11 protein-coding genes are annotated in these 16,719 nt (G+C 67.5%); 3 read left to right on the top strand and 8 right to left on the bottom strand.

The window, feature by feature from the left end; translation table 11 throughout:
- Nucleotides 1-5 precede the first annotated feature (5 nt).
- Complete coding sequence (gene mfd, locus BACI349Y_RS13200) at nt 6-3,692, bottom strand: transcription-repair coupling factor (protein ID WP_201302443.1); 3,687 nt, start codon at nt 3,690-3,692, stop codon at nt 6-8.
- Nucleotides 3,693-3,926: 234 nt separating this feature from the next.
- Between mfd and BACI349Y_RS13205 the strand changes: the two genes are divergently transcribed.
- Genes BACI349Y_RS13205 through BACI349Y_RS13215 form a run of 3 tightly spaced genes read left to right on the top strand, consistent with a single transcriptional unit; the run spans nt 3,927 to nt 6,200 of the window.
- Nucleotides 3,927-5,432 carry an SDR family oxidoreductase gene (locus BACI349Y_RS13205; RefSeq protein ID WP_159632485.1) on the top strand — a complete coding sequence of 502 codons (1,506 nt, stop codon included), beginning with the start codon at nt 3,927-3,929 and terminating at the stop codon, nt 5,430-5,432.
- A 44-nt stretch (nt 5,433-5,476) separates the two neighbouring features.
- On the top strand, nt 5,477-5,974 hold the full coding sequence (locus BACI349Y_RS13210; protein WP_159632486.1) for a DUF2505 domain-containing protein: 498 nt from the start codon (nt 5,477-5,479) through the stop codon (nt 5,972-5,974).
- A 4-nt stretch (nt 5,975-5,978) separates the two neighbouring features.
- Nucleotides 5,979-6,200, top strand: coding sequence for an SCO4848 family membrane protein (locus BACI349Y_RS13215; RefSeq protein ID WP_159632487.1), 222 nt, complete (start codon nt 5,979-5,981; stop codon nt 6,198-6,200).
- Nucleotides 6,201-6,287: 87 nt separating this feature from the next.
- On the opposite strand, the gene sufU is transcribed toward BACI349Y_RS13215, so the two are convergent.
- The 7 genes from sufU to BACI349Y_RS13250 form a co-directional block, all read right to left on the bottom strand.
- Complete coding sequence (gene sufU, locus BACI349Y_RS13220; RefSeq protein WP_159632488.1) at nt 6,288-6,737, bottom strand: Fe-S cluster assembly sulfur transfer protein SufU; 450 nt, start codon at nt 6,735-6,737, stop codon at nt 6,288-6,290.
- A gap of 23 nt (nt 6,738-6,760) precedes the next feature.
- Nucleotides 6,761-8,086, bottom strand: a complete 1,326-nt coding sequence (locus BACI349Y_RS13225; protein WP_159632489.1) for a SufS family cysteine desulfurase — start codon at nt 8,084-8,086, stop codon at nt 6,761-6,763.
- Nucleotides 8,087-8,610: 524 nt separating this feature from the next.
- On the bottom strand, nt 8,611-11,181 hold the full coding sequence (locus BACI349Y_RS13230) for a LuxR family transcriptional regulator (protein WP_236560830.1): 2,571 nt from the start codon (nt 11,179-11,181) through the stop codon (nt 8,611-8,613).
- Between the two features lie 70 nt (nt 11,182-11,251).
- A complete protein-coding gene (locus BACI349Y_RS13235; protein WP_236560831.1) occupies nt 11,252-13,888 on the bottom strand; it encodes a helix-turn-helix transcriptional regulator in 2,637 nt (878 codons plus the stop codon).
- 208 nt (nt 13,889-14,096) lie between these two features.
- Entirely contained in the window at nt 14,097-14,702 is a 606-nt protein-coding gene (pth, locus tag BACI349Y_RS13240; protein ID WP_159632492.1) for an aminoacyl-tRNA hydrolase, read from the bottom strand.
- Between the two features lie 120 nt (nt 14,703-14,822).
- Nucleotides 14,823-15,446 carry a 50S ribosomal protein L25/general stress protein Ctc gene (locus BACI349Y_RS13245; RefSeq protein WP_159632493.1) on the bottom strand — a complete coding sequence of 208 codons (624 nt, stop codon included), beginning with the start codon at nt 15,444-15,446 and terminating at the stop codon, nt 14,823-14,825.
- 291 nt (nt 15,447-15,737) lie between these two features.
- A complete protein-coding gene (locus BACI349Y_RS13250) occupies nt 15,738-16,718 on the bottom strand; it encodes a ribose-phosphate diphosphokinase (protein WP_159632494.1) in 981 nt (326 codons plus the stop codon).
- Nucleotide 16,719: the final 1 nt, after the last annotated feature.

Raw genomic sequence — 16,719 nt, forward strand, 5'->3', positions numbered from 1 at the left:
AAGTGCTAACTCACCGCCAGTGGGGCATCGGAAAAGATGTTCCGGATGACGCCGTTGGCCCATTCCAGGATCTCGGCGTCCTGGAGGTCCCGGCCGCCGATCCGTGCCGTCTTGGGCTTGGGAATGAGGATGGCGTCCAGGGCCGGCTTGGACTGTGACCCGGGGTACATCCGGTTCAGCCGCATGGTCTTGGACTCCGGGAGCGATGCCGGGGAGAACTTGATGAAGTTGCCCTGCAGCGCCACGTCGGACAGGCCGGCCTCACGGGCGGCGACACGGAACCGCGCCACCTCCACCAGGTTCTGCGCGGGCAGCGGCAGCTCGCCATAGCGGTCCACCAGCTCGGCCTGGACCTCGTCGATGGCCTCGTTCGTGAGGGCTGCGGCGAGCTTGCGGTAGGCCTCCAGGCGCAGCCGTTCGCCGGGAACGTAGTCATGCGGCAGGTGCGCGTTGACCGGCAGCTCGATCTTCATCTCCGCGGCCTTCTCTTCGGCTTCGCCGCGGAAGTCCGCCACGGCCTCGCCCACCAGGCGGATGTACAGGTCGAAACCCACCCCCTGGATGTGGCCGGACTGTTCCCCGCCCAGCAGGTTGCCGGCACCGCGGATCTCCAGGTCCTTCATGGCCAGCTGCATGCCGGCACCGAGCTCGTTGTGTGCGGCGACGGCTTTGAGCCGTTCCAGCGCCACCTCGCCCAGGGGCTTCTCTGAGGGATACAGGAAGTACGCGTAGGCACGTTCCCGGCCACGGCCCACACGGCCGCGGAGCTGGTGCAGCTGGGACAGGCCGTACTTGTCCGCCCCGTCCACGATCAGCGTGTTTGCGTTGGAGATGTCCAGGCCGGTCTCGATGATGGTGGTGCACACCAGGACGTCGAAGCGCCGTTCCCAGAAGTCCACGATGATCTGTTCCAGGCGGCTTTCGGACATCTTGCCGTGCGCCACCTCAACCCGTGCTTCCGGGACCAGTTCGCGGATCTTCGCCGCGGTCCGCTCGATGGTGGACACCCGGTTGTGGACCAGGAACACCTGCCCTTCGCGCATTAGCTCGCGGCGGATGGCGGCAGAGGTCTGCTTGTCCGTGTACGGACCAACGTAGGTCAGCACCGGGTGCCGCTCCTCCGGCGGGGTGGCCAGCGTGGAGGTTTCCCGGATGCCGGTGAGGGACATTTCCAGTGTGCGGGGAATCGGGGTGGCGCTCATGGCCAGGACGTCCACGTTGGTGCGCATCTTCTTCAGCGCTTCCTTATGTTCCACGCCGAACCGCTGTTCCTCGTCAACGATCACCAGGCCCAGGTCCTTGAACTCGAAGTCCTTGGACAGCAGCCGGTGGGTGCCGATCACCACGTCCACGGCGCCGCTCTTGACGCCCTCGGCGGTTTCCTTGGACTCCTTGGCGGACTGGAACCGGGACAGCGGCTTGACGCGCAGGGGGAAACCGGAGAACCGCTCGGTGAAGGTCTCGTAGTGCTGCTGGGCCAGCAGGGTGGTGGGTACCAGCACGGCCACCTGCTTGCCGTCCTGCACGGCCTTGAATGCAGCGCGCACCGCAATTTCGGTCTTTCCGTAGCCCACGTCGCCGGACACCAGCCGGTCCATGGGGATTTCCCGCTCCATGTCCGCCTTGACCTCGTTGATGGTGGTCAGCTGGTCCGGCGTCTCCACGTACGGGAAGGCTTCCTCCAGCTCGCGCTGCCAGGGGGTGTCGGGGGCGAAGGCGTGCCCACGGGAGGCCATGCGGGCCGAGTACAGCCGGATCAGTTCACCGGCGATCTCCTTGACGGCCTTGCGGGCCTTGGACTTGGTGCTGGCCCAGTCCGCGCCGCCCATCTTGCTCAGGACCGGGGCGTCGCCGCCAACGTAGCGGGTCACCTGGTCCAGCTGGTCCGTGGGGACGAACAAACGGTCGCCGGGGGCGCCGCGCTTGGCGGGCGCGTATTCCAGCACCAGGTATTCCCGGACGCCGTCGCCGCCGCCGGCCACCTTGCGCTGGATGAGTTCCACGAACCGGCCGATGCCGTGCTGTTCGTGGACCACGTGGTCCCCCGCCACCAGCTGCAGGGGGTCGACGGCGTTGCGCCGCTTGGAGGGCATCCGCCGCATGTCCTTGGTGGACCCGGCAGAGGTACGGCCCAGCAGGTCGGCCTCGGTGAGCAGGCCAAGTTTGAGCCCGTCCAGGACAAAGCCGCGGCCGACGGCGGCGGTGGTCACTTCGATGATGCCGGCCTGGGGCTCGTGGTCCAGGCTGTCCACCCGGGCGCAGGGGATGTCGTTTTCGTGGAAGAGTTCCGCCAGGCGCTGCGCGGGCCCCGGGCCCTCGGTAGCCACCACGATCCGCCACTGGTCGCGGACGTGGGAGCCGATGAAGTCCATCATCTCCGCAACGTCGCCCTGGTAGCCGCGGGGTTCCCGGGCGTGCAGGTTCAGGACGTCGATCTCAGGCAGCAGCTCCGCATCCTGGGCCAGCGAGGTGATGGACCACCAGGAGACCCCGTGCGCCAGGGCTGAGCCGCGGGTTTCGGCCAGCGACCGGAAGCTCGCCGAATGCAGCGCGGCCGACGCCTGTGAGCTGAGGTCCAGGGGTGCCGCCCCGCCGTCGGACGCGGTGGACCACGCCGCCTCAAGGAACTCTTCGTTGGTGGCAGCGAGGTCGTGCGCACGGGTGCGCACCTTCTCGGGTTCGATCACCACGGCGATGGAATCGGCCGGCAACTGGTCCACGAAGGGAACCATCGCATCCACCAGGACAGGTGCCAGCGATTCCATGCCTTCCACCGCGATGCCGCCGGCGATCTTCTCCAGCATGTCGGCGGCGGCCGGAAGCTGGGATTTCAACGTGGCCGCGCGGGACATCACCGAGGGGGTGATCAGGATTTCACGGCACGGCGGGGCGTGCAGTTCGGTGGGGTGGTGGATGCCGGGGGCGGACAGCGAGCGCTGGTCAGCCACCGCGAACCAGCGCATCTGGTCCACCTCGTCGCCGAAGAACTCCACGCGGATGGGATGGTCCTCCGTGGGCGGGAAGACGTCGATGATGCCGCCGCGGACAGCGAACTCGCCGCGGTGCGTCACCATGTCCACCCTGGCGTAGGCGGCGTCCGCCAGGCTCTTCACCACGCTGCTGAACGGAACGTCCTGGCCAACCTTGAGGGTGACGGGGACCAGGTCGCCGAGGCCGGCCACCACGGGCTGGACCACGGCGCGGACGGGCGCGACGACGACGCGCAGCCGGGCCGCCGTCGAGCTTTCCGGATGCGCCAGGCGGCGCAGCACGGACAGCCGGCGGCCCACCGTGTCCGAACGCGGCGAAAGCCGCTCGTGCGGGAGGGTCTCCCAACTGGGGAACTCGGCCACCGAATCGGCAGGCAGGTAGGCCCGCAGGGCTGCGGACAGGTCCTCCGCCTCACGGCCGGTGGCGGTGACGGCAAGCACGACGCCCGGCTCCGCGGACTGTTCTGCCGCGGCCGCGGCGAGGCCGTCCGCCATCTCCGCCAGCAGCACGGGGCGCAGGCCCGCGGGCGCACTGATCTGGTAATCCTGGCCGCGGACGGCAAAGCCACGGGCGGCCTCGGCCTGGACCCGGGCGAACGTCTGGTCCGGTTCAAGGGCGCGGCGGAGTCCGTCCAGCGTCGGGAGCGCGGCGGACTTGCCCGTGCTGGATGTGCCGGCGGCGGACTGGCCGGGAAGACTCATGGCAGAAGCTCCTGTGGTGTTCATCGAAACAAGCAGGCAACGCGAAAACCCGAAATTCGCTGCGAATCCCGGGTTCTCCCAGCCTACCGCGCAGGAACGACATGGCGGCACGGCGCCTATCACCGCCGGAATGGATCTAGGCTGGCAATGCCGATCCATTTCCGCAGCCTTTTCGCCGGGCAGCCGTCCTCATGGGCGGCCGCTGCGAATTGCTTGGGACGAACAGGAGCCAGCATGACCGCAATGAGTGCCCAGCCAACACCTAAGACCGTCCTCGTGACCGGTGCTACCGGCTACATCGGCGGGCGGCTGGTGCCCAGGCTGCTCGAGGCAGGCCACACCGTGAAGGTGCTGGTCCGCTCCCCCGAGAAAATCGCCGGTGTCCCGTGGCGGGACAACGTGGACGTCGTGCAAAGCAGCCTCGACGACGGCGACGCCCTCCGCGAAGCCCTGGCCGGCGTCGACGTCTTCTATTACCTGGTCCATTCCATGGCTGCCGGGGCCGGGTTCGAAGCGAAGGAAAAGGCCATGGCCAGGACCGCCGCGGACGCTGCCGCCGACGCGGGAGTGCACAGGATCGTGTACCTGGGCGGCCTGCACCCGCAAGGGGTCGAGCTGTCCACCCACATGCGGTCCCGGGAGGCGGTGGGCAAGGTGTTCCTGGACAGCCCCGTGGACGCCGTGGTGTTCCAGGCAGGCGTGGTGATCGGTTCCGGCTCCGCATCCTTCGAAATGATCCGCCATCTCTCCGAAACGCTGCCGCTGATGCCGGCGCCCAGCTGGGTGCGCAACCGGATCGAGGCTATCGCCGTACGGGACGTCCTGTACTACCTGGTTGCTGCCGCGTCTCTGGAGGGCACCATCAACAGGACGTTCGATATCGGCTGCCGGCAGGTGCTGACCTACGCCAGGATGATGCAGGAATACTCTGCGGAAGCAGGCCTGCCCTACCGGGTGGTGCTGGCGCTGCCCATCCCTGCGCCCAAGCTGGCAGGCATCTGGGTGGCGCTGACCACGCCCATCCCGTGGTCCATGGCGGTCCCGCTGGTCCAGTCGTTGCAGCATGACGCGGTGTCCAACGAGCACGACGTCGACGAGTACATCCCGCAGCCCGACGGCGGCCTGACCCCTTACCGGACAGCGGTGGCGCTGGCACTGGGCAAGGAGCGGGACGGCCAGGTGGAAACCACGTGGGCCAATGCCGGCGCCGACTCCGATCCGTTGCCCAGCGACCCCGACTGGGCCGGGCACAAGGTGTACATCGACGAGCGGACGTTCCACGGCGACGTGGATCCCGCCCATGTCTGGACCATCATCGAAGGCATCGGCGGACGCAATGGCTGGTACTCGCTGCCCCTGGCCTGGCAGGTCCGCGGCTGGCTGGACAAACTCACCGGCGGCGCAGGCCTGCTCCGCGGCCGCCGGCACCCGCACACGCTGGTGGCGGGGGAAGTAGTGGACTGGTGGCGGGTGGAGAAGATCGAACACGGCAGCCTCCTGCGGCTGCGGGCGGAGATGCGCGCGCCGGGACGGGCCTGGCTGGAGCTGTCCGTTGAGCCCGACGGCGGTGGCAGCCGCTACCGGCAGCGCGCCATTTTCTTTCCCAAGGGCCTGAGCGGACGGCTCTACTGGCTCGCCGTCCTCCCCTTCCACAGCCTGATCTTCCCGGCCATGGCACGGAACATCACCACGGCCGCGCAGAAACTGGCCGATGCGGACCGCGCCCAGCTGACCCCGTAGGATGTTGGAGGCGTAAATCCTTTCCCGACGTCCCAGGAGGACCCATGGCGCTGAGCGCAACCACCACCCTTCCGCACTCCGTTGACAGCGTTGCCGCTGTGCTGGTGAACGAGGATTTCCAGCGCCACGTCAGCCAGCTGGTGGGGGGCACCCTGGAATCATTCACCGTGGACGGCGACATCGCAGGGGCCTTCAACGCCACCTCCGTACGCACCCTCCCCACGACCCGGCTGCCCGAAATCGCCCGTAAATTCGTGGGTGAGCACCTCAAGGTGACCCAGGTGGAGAACTGGGAAGCCCCCGCGGCGGACGGCTCCCGCCAGAGCAACATCTCGCTGAAGATCGCGGGCGCCCCGGTGGACGTCACCGCTGTCCAGCGTCTGGTGGCCGACGCCGGCGGAACCCGCGTTGAGCTGGAAGGCGCCGTGAAGTCTTCGGTACCGTTCCTCGGCGGAAAGATCGCCGACGCCGCCGAGCCCATGGTGGCCAAGGCACTGAACCTGCAGGCTGCCCAGGCGCAGGCCTGGCTGGAAAGCCACTAGCCCCATGCAGCTTCCCGTCTTCGCCGCGCTGGTCCTGATCATCGCCGGCGTCTGGTCCCTGGTGGTCTGGCCGCAGTTCCTTCGCCGGGTCATGAAGGATCCGCGCGCCAGGGATGCCGCCGGCAAGGCAACCAGGTTCCTGACCGTGCACGTGGTGCTGGTAAGCATCTCCATGGTGCTCGGACTGGCCACCGCCGTAATCGGCGTCCTCGGCCTGCTCGGCTAGGCTGCCGGACCACGCCAGGCGCCGTCTGCGCGAAACAGCCCGGGCCTTCCTCCTGCTGGAGAAGGCCCGGGCTGTTTGCTGTCCGGCTCAGGCCGCCTGGTTGAGCGCGTCCTCGGCCGCCACCCAGGAAATCATGGCGCACTTCACCCGGGCTGCGTAGCGGGCCACTCCTTCGAACGCAGCGGCGTCCCCCAGCAGTTCGGGATCGGCGTGGACCTTGCCCCGGGAGCGCAGCACCTCCCGGAAGCTGTCGATGACTTCATGCAGCTCGGCCACTGTCATGCCCTCGGCGAGGTCGGTGAGGACGGATGCGGAGGCCATGGAGATGGAGCACCCGGCCCCGTCCCACGCAATCTGGGCCACCTTTCCCTCCTGGACGGCGAGCCGAAGGGTCACTTCGTCTCCGCACACGGGGTTGAGCTGGTGGGACTGCCCTGTGGAAGTGCCTTCGGGTGCTTCCGTGGCGGCCAGCCCGCTGCCGTGGCGGGCCTTGGAATGATCCAGGATGATTTGCTGGTACAGCTGGTCAAGGCTCATGGTGTCACCTTTCGTCTTCTCCGCTAGGCGCGGAAGTAGGCCCGGACGCCCGCGACGGCTTCGAGGAAGCGGTCCACGTCGTCAGTGGTGTTGTAGAGGTAGGCGCTGGCGCGGGTGGTGGCGGTCAAGCCAAGCCTTCGGTGCAGCGGCTGGGCGCAGTGGTGCCCCACGCGGACGGCAATTCCCCGTGAGTCCAGGAACTGGCCGACGTCGTGGGCGTGGACACCTTCGACGTCGAACGCGGCAAGGCCGATCCGCTCCTGCCCGGCGGCCGGACCCAAGACCCTGATACCGGGAATGCCCTCCAGTCCCACCACCATGCGCTGGCCCAGCTCTGCCTCCCACCGGTGGATGCGGTCCAGCCCCGTCTCGGTGAGGTAGTTGGCGGCGGCGGCCAGGGCAACTGCCTGGGAGATGCGCTGCGTCCCGGCCTCGAAACGCTGCGGCGCCGGAAGGTACTCGGCCCGTTCCATGGTGACAGTGGTGATCATGGATCCGCCCGTCAGGAACGGCGGCAGGATGTCCAGGAGCTCCTGGCGCCCGTAGAGCACTCCGATCCCGGTGGGGGCAAGCATCTTGTGGCCGGAGAAGACCGCGAAATCCACGTCCAACTCCTTGACATCCAAGGGCAGGTGCGGCGCGGACTGGCAGGCATCCAGGACAACCAAGGCGCCCACGGCATGTCCCAGGGCCGTCAGTTCCTGTACGGGGTTGATGATTCCCAGGACGTTCGAAGCGTGGGTGAAAGCCAGGACTTTGGTGCGCGGGCCGATGATGCTTTCCGCCTGCTCCATGCGGAGGCTGCCGTCATCCCCAATGGGGATGTAGCGGAGCGTGGCCCCCGTGCGGAATGCCAGCTCCTGCCACGGAATCAGGTTGGCGTGGTGCTCCATTTCCGTCACCACGATTTCGTCTCCGGGCTTCAGGGCCAGCCCCCTGAGGGCTTGGTCGCCGCGCCCCTGGGCAGCCCACAGCCCGGCATTGGAGAGCGCATAGGACAGGAGGTTCAGTCCTTCTGTGGCGTTGGACGTCCAGATGGTTTCGGCGTAGTCGGCACCAATGAAGTCGGCAATGGTCTGCCGGGCGTCTTCGAAGACCTCCGTGGCCTCCACCGCAAGATGGTGGGCCCCGCGGTGCACCGCAGCATTGCGCTGCTCGTAGAACTCCTGCTCCGCTTCGATGACGCTCAAGGGATTCTGCGACGTGGCCCCGGAGTCGAGGTAGACCAGCGGCTGCCCGTTGACCAGCTGGTTGAGGACCGGGAAGTCATTGCGGATGCGCAGCACCTCGGCGTTGTCCATGACAGGGACGGCATGTTCCAGTGTGGCTGGCGTTGATACTACGGCCAAAACGAACTCCTTGGGCTGCCAATGTCTGACACCCAATTGTCCCACACACGGCTGTGGCGGCCGCCCGGGAGGGGCAGCCGCCACCGCTGCCCCGGGCTTCAGCCGAGGGAGCAGAGGGCCGGCGACGGCTGGGGGGAGAGTCTCGGTCTCAGAAGACTCTGACGTCGCCGGCCCCGTCTATGCCCGGGCCCCGTGGGGACCGGAAGTTGAGAGGGCCTCAATGTCCTGTTCGGCCTGCTCCGCGGCTTCCAGCCGGCCGCTTTGCTTTGCCTCCTTAAGTAAAGCCTGCGGCGGCCTCCCGTACACGAGTAGGAAGTACTCGAATCCCCCGGGGAGAACTACCGGGGCGCGGCCCTCCTACGCGGCCGGCGACCCGTGGGCAGCGGGTAACTGCGTCCCGCGGGAACCTACGTCCCGCGGGCAGCGGGTAACTGCGTCCGGCGGGCAGCGGCTACCCGCACGAGGGCGCACAGGACCTGGGAACGGACAGCTAGGCGGAAAACAGCGCGCGCGGCGGCCGGGACCTACTTGGGGAGGGCGGACTCCAGCTCATCGCGGCTTCGGACCCCAAGCTTGACGTAGGTGCGGTACAGGTGGCCCTCCACCGTCCGTACGGAGACCATCAGCCGCTGCGCAATCTCCCGGTCGGTCAGCCCCTGCACTGCCAGCTCCACGATGTCCTGTTCCCGCCGGGTGAGGCGGACGGCCGGCGCCGCTGCAATGAAGCGGCCTTCCCGGAACCGTTCCCCGAGTTCGTGGTCGCACTTCTCGCGCTGGGCAACGGCCTGCCGGGACCGGCGGCGTTCGCCGGCCTGTTCCAGTACCGTGCTGGCGCGGGCATACGCTTCCCGGGCCAGGTTGACAAAGCCTGCCTCCTCCAGCGAGGCAGCCGTTGCCATGAGGGTATCGCCGTCGGCGTTTTCCCAAGCGGTGGCCAGGGTCAGCAGGGCTTCCGCCCAGCGGCCTTCCACGCCGCGGGCGGCCGTCTGCACCATGGGGACAACCGAGGGGTCACCGAGGTCCCAGCACATGGCGAAGACTTCAAGGAGGTTTCCGGTCCGGGCGGACGCCTCCGTGGTGGTCATCAGCGTCTGTAAGGCGGCCAGGCCCTTGCCGTCCCGGGCAAGGTATTCGGCAGCCGCGGACACGTAGGCTTCGGCAAGGAGATCATGCGCGGGCCAGCCGGCACCGGCATCTTTGTGATCCTGTTCCAGGCGCTTTGCCTGTTCCGAGTCCCCCAGCCTGGCCGCGGCGTAGAAGCCCAGTGCGGTGCCGAACCGGTACAGCTGCAGCGGGTCGTTGAGCCTCAGCGCCTCGACGGCGGGCAGCAGCACCTGGTAGGCGCGCTCCATTCTCCCCTGCCGCAGCAGCGAGTAGCCCTGGAGCAGCTCAAGGCTTCCGTTGAAGGTGGCGGCCCCGGGCGCATTTCCGGCGGCGTAGTGGTTGAGTTCCCGCTCAGCCGACTCCCATTCACCCATGGCCAGGTAGTCGGAGACCAGCCGCCCCAGCACGAACTCCGGGAAGAAAAAAAGGCTGCCCTGCAACGGGGGAAGCTCCGAGGCTGCCAGCAGGGCAGCCTCCAGGCCCTGTACGGGGCGTCCGGCGGAAGCCAGGGCATGGGCCAGCAGCCCCTCGGCCATGGCACGGAGGGGTTCGCCGCCGGAGCCTGCGCGGCGCTTCCGCATGGCGTCCACGTAGTCGTTCAACGCCTGGACGTTGACCTCGGCAGCCAGCTGCAGCAGGTGCAGGAGTTCTTCCTGCCAGCTCTTTTCGCCGCCGGAAGGTGCGGCGTGCTTTTCGACGTCATCCGCCACCACGCCAAGGGTGTGGCCGAGGGCCTGGTGTGCCGAAACCCGGAGCAGCAGGACCGCCGGACCCTCGGTGTCCCCCGCCAGCGGGAGCCAGCAGGCGTCCAGGAGGGCCGCGGCCTCCGAATAGGAGCCTTCGTTGTACAGTGCCCGCGCCTGGATGGCCTGGGCCATCGGAACCAGCGGAGGATGGTGGATGCGTGCCGCGATGGAACGCGCACTGTGGTTGCGGAACCTCAGCAGGGCCTCTTTGGCTGCCGACAGCAGCTCGTCGTCACTGACCCGGAGTCCGCACTCCAGGGCCCACTCCACGGACCGCAGCCGGCCCTCCCCCTGCAGCAGGGTGGGGTCCTGGTGGGCCTTGACCTTCTCCAGCAGCTGGAGGCTGCGGGAGACGGAGACAGTATTCCTGATGGCGCCGGCAAAGAGCCCGTTCCAGAGGGCAAGCTCGGCCGGGATTCCGGGCGCTTCAACGATCATTTGCTGGTCCAGCAGTGAACGGACCACCGCAGCCCCGCTGATGTCTTCGATGACTTTCCTGCCCACCGGCCCTGCCAGGGCGATGAGCTTCAGGGCTTCCTGTTCCTCGGGCCCGCGCCGGAGGTGGTCCTTGGCCACCACCGCTGCAAGGCGTGGCCCGTCCGCGGGCAGGGAGCCCAGCAGCATCCAGATTCCGTTGCGTTTAGCGAGGACGCCGGCCTCAGCAGAGTCATGGAGCAGGGCATCGAGTATCCGGGGGTTGCCTCCCGACGCATTCCAAATGGCGTCCACAGTCGCTCCAGGGACTGTCCCGTCAAGGGCGTGGGCCAGGACCTCTTCAATCTGTTCGCGGTTGAGGGGACGGAGGTCCACGCGCTCGGCAAGACCGTCGTACCACAGCTGGTCCAACGGCTGCGGCAGGCCGGGCCGGGGACGGGCGGCCGCCACCACGGTGGCCCAGCCGGCCGAGATCACCTCGGCCAGCACGCCTGCCGATGCGTCGTCCAGGTGGTGGGCATCGTCCACGGCAAGCAGGACAGGAGCTCCGTTGCCGCCCTTCAGCTTCTCGAAGTAAGACCACATGGAACGGAGCACCGCGACGGGTGAGACAGACTCCTCCGCCGTGAGCTCCCCCGTATAGGGAGTCAGGACCCCGAACGGCACCCCTGCCAGGGCCGAGCTGGCGTGGATGCGCAGGATGCTCATGCTCCCGGCGAGGCGCTCCGTCACGGCGTCAGTCACTGCCGACTTTCCAATGCCCGCGCCGGCCATGATGAAGACGGCCTGGTGGGTGCCGTTCCGCACCATGTTGCAGATCCGGTCCACCGGCTCCCGGCGGCCGGTCAGGAGCCGGTGCGCAGCCGGCGGCTTGTGGCCATTAGACGAGTCCAGTCAGATCACCCCTTGAAGTCACGCCCAGCTTAGTGAAGACCTGGTACAGATGGCCTTCAACGGTGCGGACTGACACACCCATTTCCATGGCGATGTCACGGTTTGAGGCGCCGCGGCCGGCCATCCGGGCAATTTGCCGTTCCCGGCTGGTCAGCAGCGGGCTCCCGCTGCTGGGCACGATCGGCAGGTTGGAGACTGTGGCGGCCAGGATGTCCAGCCGTGCCTGCGCCGTCCGTGCAGAGAGGGCGTCCCCCTCCTGGCGGGCGAAATCCACCGCAAGTGCCATGCATCGGGCTTCCACGGCGTCGAGTTCGAGCGTGGCCGCGAGTTCGCCGCCGGCGAGCAGGGCCTTGGCATCCTTTGTCCTGCTTCCGACGGCGATCAGCCGTGACACTTCCGCCAGCGGGCCCTGCCGGTGACCGGCGATGTCCTCCAGAAGACGGAAGTCGGTATCGCTGCCGTTCACGGTTGCTGCCAGCAGGTAGAGGCCGGCGATGGTGTGCCTGCCCGCCTCCAGGTTACGGCGGGCACCCTGCTTGAGGCCGGCCACCGCTTCCGAGTCTCCCAGCCACCGGCCGGCGACCAGCGCACAGAATTCGATGATGCTCTCCGTGGCGAATCCTGCCTTGCCGGACGTCCGTTGCAGCTTGGTGAGGTACTTGCGGGCGAACGCAGCGTTGCCGGTCTGCGCATAAGCCAGGGCCGTGGCCGCGTACGCGGTTCGCAGCGCCGCCTGGACCGGTTGCAGCTCCAGCTGGGCTGCAGCGGAGATCAGGGGCTCCAGGGCGGCTTCGCCGCGGCCGGAAAAAGCAAAGGCCACCCCGGCAGCGAGCTCGGTGGCGGCGCTGCGGTACGGCAGCCGGTGGGGCTGGCCGGCGCTGAAGGGGGTGAGGAGATCGATGCAGCGCCGCCACTGCCCCGCCACCAGCAGGACGAAGTAGGCCTCCCTGATGTAGCGCTCACGGAGGCCGACGATGTGCGAGGCGTCGGTGAGCTGGCCGCCGAGCTGCCGCATAAGGCCCAGGGCGTCCATCTCGCGACCGGTCAGCGCGAGGGCGCTCATCAGGGTGATCGCGGACTGGAGCCGGAACTCGGTGTCCGGGTTGACGGCGGGATCGGCCGCACGTTCGAGCGCGGGGATCATGGCAGCGTACTCACCGGCATGGGCCTGGTATTCGAATTCACTCAAGGAGATGCGGTTCGCCGCCACTGCTGCCGGCGCGGGCCAGGAAGACCCCTGGGCCGTCCGGTCCAGCCGTTCCCGGGCGAAGGCGAGCAGTTCCGGGACCTTGGCCGCCTGCTCCGGAAGGGAGCGCATGACCCGCGCTTTGGCGGCAACTACCTGGGCATATTCCTCAAAGTCCAGGGCTTCAAGTTCTGGCTGGGAAATATCCTCCAGGGCGGAGAGGGCCTGGACCGGCAGGTCCAACTGAAGGTACGCCGCGGCCTTTTGCCGCTGCGCGGACGCCCACCCGGCGTCGGTCCTCTGCACCATTTCCGCGTAGGTCAAAGCAAAACGGGGATCGAAGAGCTGGACCGCGGCCTGGGCCGCCGCCAGCGCCAGCGCCGGAGCCAGCTCGGCCTCGCACTCGTGGGTCCAGGCGGCAAAGGACATCAGTTCCTCCACCGTCATGGCTGCCGGATCCGGCTCCCGGCCGCCCAGCAAAACGTTGCGAAGCTCCCGCCGCCGGGAAATGCTCAGCCAGGTCCTGACGACGTCCCCGATGTATTTCTCCCGCAGCGACACCCAGCGGTGCTCGGAGTCATCAATCTCCAGCAGTCCGCCGTCTTCCATGTCAGCGACCACGTCCGCGCCGTAAATGGCGGTAAGGCTGGAGAGCTCCACCCGCCGGGCGCAGGAGAGCATCTCGATGACCTCCCGGGTTCCGGGTGTTTCCCGCGACCACCGGGAGCGGACGATGTCATCAAGGCTGGCAGCGCCGTCGAGGACCACCTTGTCCCGCAGCGTCCAGACGGAATCAGACAGGACAAGGTTTCCGGAGAGCTGCTGTTCGGTGACCAGGGCTTTGAGCAGCAAGGGATTTCCACCCACCATCTGGTGGTAGGTGCTGACCAGGGAGGAAGCGACGCGGTGGCCCAGCAGGGACAGCAGGACCTGCCTGGTCTGCAGCTCGTTGAGGTTGCTGAGCCGTACTTCGGTCAGCTTCCGGTCCGTGAGCAGCCAGTGGAAATCCGCCGGCAAGTCACTGGAATTGGGGGCAACGGCAACAATTTTCGCCGTACCGGTCAGCAGGACGTTCAGCAGCACGCCGGCGCTCATGTCGTCGATGCTGGTGGAGGTGTCCAGCGTGATGACGCAGGGCCTTCCGGCGGCGTCGCTGCGGATAAGCGAGGTGATGCCGCGCAGGATGGCGGTGGGCGACCCCATGTAGGCCTGCGGCAGCCGGGCCAGCAGGAACGACAGGCAGCCGTACGGGGTGGTGGAGCCCGAAGGCCCGCTCCGGAGCTGCAATGACCAGACGTCCGGACCGAGGTCCGCAACTGCTGCGCGGGCCAAGGAGGACTTACCCACTCCCCTGGCACCGGTGATCACGACACCCAGGGAGTTTTCGCTGGTCAGGGCGGTGCGGACGGCGTCGAGGTTGGCGCTTCGTGCAGGCATGGACCATTGCTGGCCCTCCGGGGCCCCGGAGGTCGGCGTGGGCAGCCCGTCACCTTGCGGCGTTGACCCACGTCCCCAGCTGAGTGGCTCGATCGACATGAACTTTTCCCCTACATCCTGCAATAGCGGGATGTAGCCCCATTGCTCCCCCGCATAGGAAGAAGAGTACCCTGTGCCACAGACACGGAAACAGGGCCGGAGGGAACTTTTACGTTTCTGTCTGTGGTGAGGCCGCTTTGGCAGGGTGGAATTTCTGCTGGGCGGCGGTGAGCCCGTCACGGAGGAGGGACTCTACGGCATCGGCCGCGTCGTCCAGCAGGAAGGGCAGTTCCTTGAGCTCCGCGGCGCCAAAGTCGCGCAATACGTAGTCGGCGGTGTCCATCCTGCCGGGCGGACGGCCCACCCCTACGCGGACCCGCAGGTAGTCCTTGGTGCCGAGCGCCTTGGAGATGTCCCGCAAACCGTTGTGGCCGCCTTCCCCGCCGCCGAGCTTGAGTTTGACCGTGTTGAACGGGATGTCGATCTCGTCGTGTACCGCGACCACATGGTCTGCGGCGATGCCATAGAAGTTGGCGAGGGCGGAGACCGGCCCACCGGAAACGTTCATGTAGCTCATCGGCTTCGCCAGGACCACCCTGGGCCCACCAATGCCCAGCCGGCCTTCAAGGACCTGGGCCCGGGCCTTATGGGTCTTGAAGCCGGCCCCGATGCGGCCCGCAATTTCATCGAGCACCATCTGGCCTACGTTGTGCCTGTTGCCTTGGTACTGCGCACCGGGGTTGCCGAGGCCGACGATCAGCCAGGTGTCTGTCATGGGTTCAATCCTAGGGGGACGGCGTGGACAGGATGGCAGCGCATAGAAGGACGCCGGCCTGCGGACATGGCAGTGGCCGGACCCCTGGAGGTCCGGCCACTGCGGGAAACGGCGGAGTGGTTACTCGGCTGCTTCTTCTTCGGCTGCGGGAGCTTCCTCTGCTGCGCCTTCTGCGGCAGCTTCGGTTTCTTCGCCTTCCTCGGCGATTTCGACGGCCTCGGAGATGTTCACCACGAGTGCCTCGGCGTCGGTCAGGAGGACGGTGCCCTTGGGCAGGACCAGGTCGGAGGCGTGGATGTGCTCGCCGGCGGCGCGGCCTTCGATGCTGACCTCGATGGCGGTGGGCAGGTGGGTGGCCTCGGCCTCGAGGGAGACGACCGTCAGTTCCAGGTTGTGGACGGTGCCGGGGGCCGATTCGCCTTCAACGTGGACCGGAACGTCAACCGTGACCTTTTCGCCCTGGCGGACGGTCAGGAGGTCGATGTGCTCGATGATCTGCTTTACGGGATCGCGCTGGACGTCCTTGACCAGGGCCAGGTGGCCTTCGCCGTTGATGTCCAGGGACAGCAGGGCGTTGGGGGTGCGGACGGCCAGGGTGGTGGCCTTTGCCGGCAGGGTCACGTGGATGGGGTCTGCGCCGTGGCCGTAGATGACGGCGGGGATCAGGTTGGCCATCCGGGCGCGGCGGGCGTAGCCCTTGCCGAATTCGGTGCGCAGTTCTGCTGCGAGCTTCTGCTCAGACATGGAAATCTCCTTGAAGACTAAACGGGGTTCAGCAAGGGCGGAGGTCTGGTGTGACCTTCAACGCCGGGCGGCCGGAAGGCGGCCCTTCAAGAAGGCAGTCCCCGCAGGAGGGACGCAGACCCAGTCGATAACGGAGGTTATGCCCTCCCTCGCCAAGGTATCGCCTAAAAGCCTACCAGTGCGGGGACCATTTCCTTTAATCCGCACCGCCCCCTGAGCTCGCAAGCTCAGGGGGCGGCGTGGGCCCAGACCCCGCCGGCTCCTGCCGGCGGGGTTTCGTCAAGTACTGTCCTAGGCCTTGCCGTCGAAGAGGCTGGTGACCGAACCGTCGTCGAACACCTCGCGGATGGCCCTGGCGATCAGTGGCGCGATCGAAAGGACCGTCAGCTGCGGGAAGCGCTGGGACGAACCGAGCGGGAGCGTGTTGGTGACCACCACTTCGCGCGCGCCGGACTCCGAGAGGCGGCGGGCGGCGGGGTCGGAGAAGACGGCGTGGGTGGCCGCGATGATGACATCCTTGGCGCCGGCGTTCTTCAGGACGGTGACGGCGCCGGAGATGGTTCCGCCGGTATCGATCATGTCGTCGATCAGGACGCAGGTGCGCCCCTCGATCTGGCCCACGACGGTCTTGGAGACGGCCTGGTTGGGGACGGTGAGGTCGCGGCTCTTGTGGACGAAGGCAAGGGGTGCCCCGCCCAGGCGTTCGGCCCACTGTTCGGCAACGCGGACGCGGCCGGTGTCCGGGGACACAACGGTGATGTTGTCCGAGCCCACGCGGGTCCGGATGTAGTCGGCCAGCAGCGGAATGGCCATCAGGTGGTCAACCGGGCCGTCGAAGAAGCCCTGGATCTGGGAGGTGTGCAGGTCCACGCTCATGATGCGGTCGGCGCCGGCGGTCTTGTAGAGATCCGCCACCAGCCGGGCGGAGATGGGTTCGCGGCCGCGGCCCTTCTTGTCCTGGCGGGCATACGGATAGAACGGCGAAACCACGGTGATCCGCTTGGCGGAGGCCCGCTTCAGCGAATCGATCATGATCAGCTGTTCCATCAGGTGGTTGTTCAGCGGGGCGGGGTGCGCCTGGATCACGAAGGCGTCGGTGCCGCGGACACTCTCGCCGGCGCGGACGTAGATCTCGCCGTTCGCGAAGTCGTAGGCATCCAGCGGGAGGAGTTCGGTGCCGAGCTCCTTGGCGATTTCCCGGGCCAGCTCCGGATGGGCCCGCCCGGAGGCAAGCACCAGCTTCTTCTCGCCGTGCGCCGTAATTTCGCTCATT

This window comes from Arthrobacter sp. 8AJ (genome assembly GCF_902506025.1).
GTDB lineage: Bacteria > Actinomycetota > Actinomycetes > Actinomycetales > Micrococcaceae > Arthrobacter.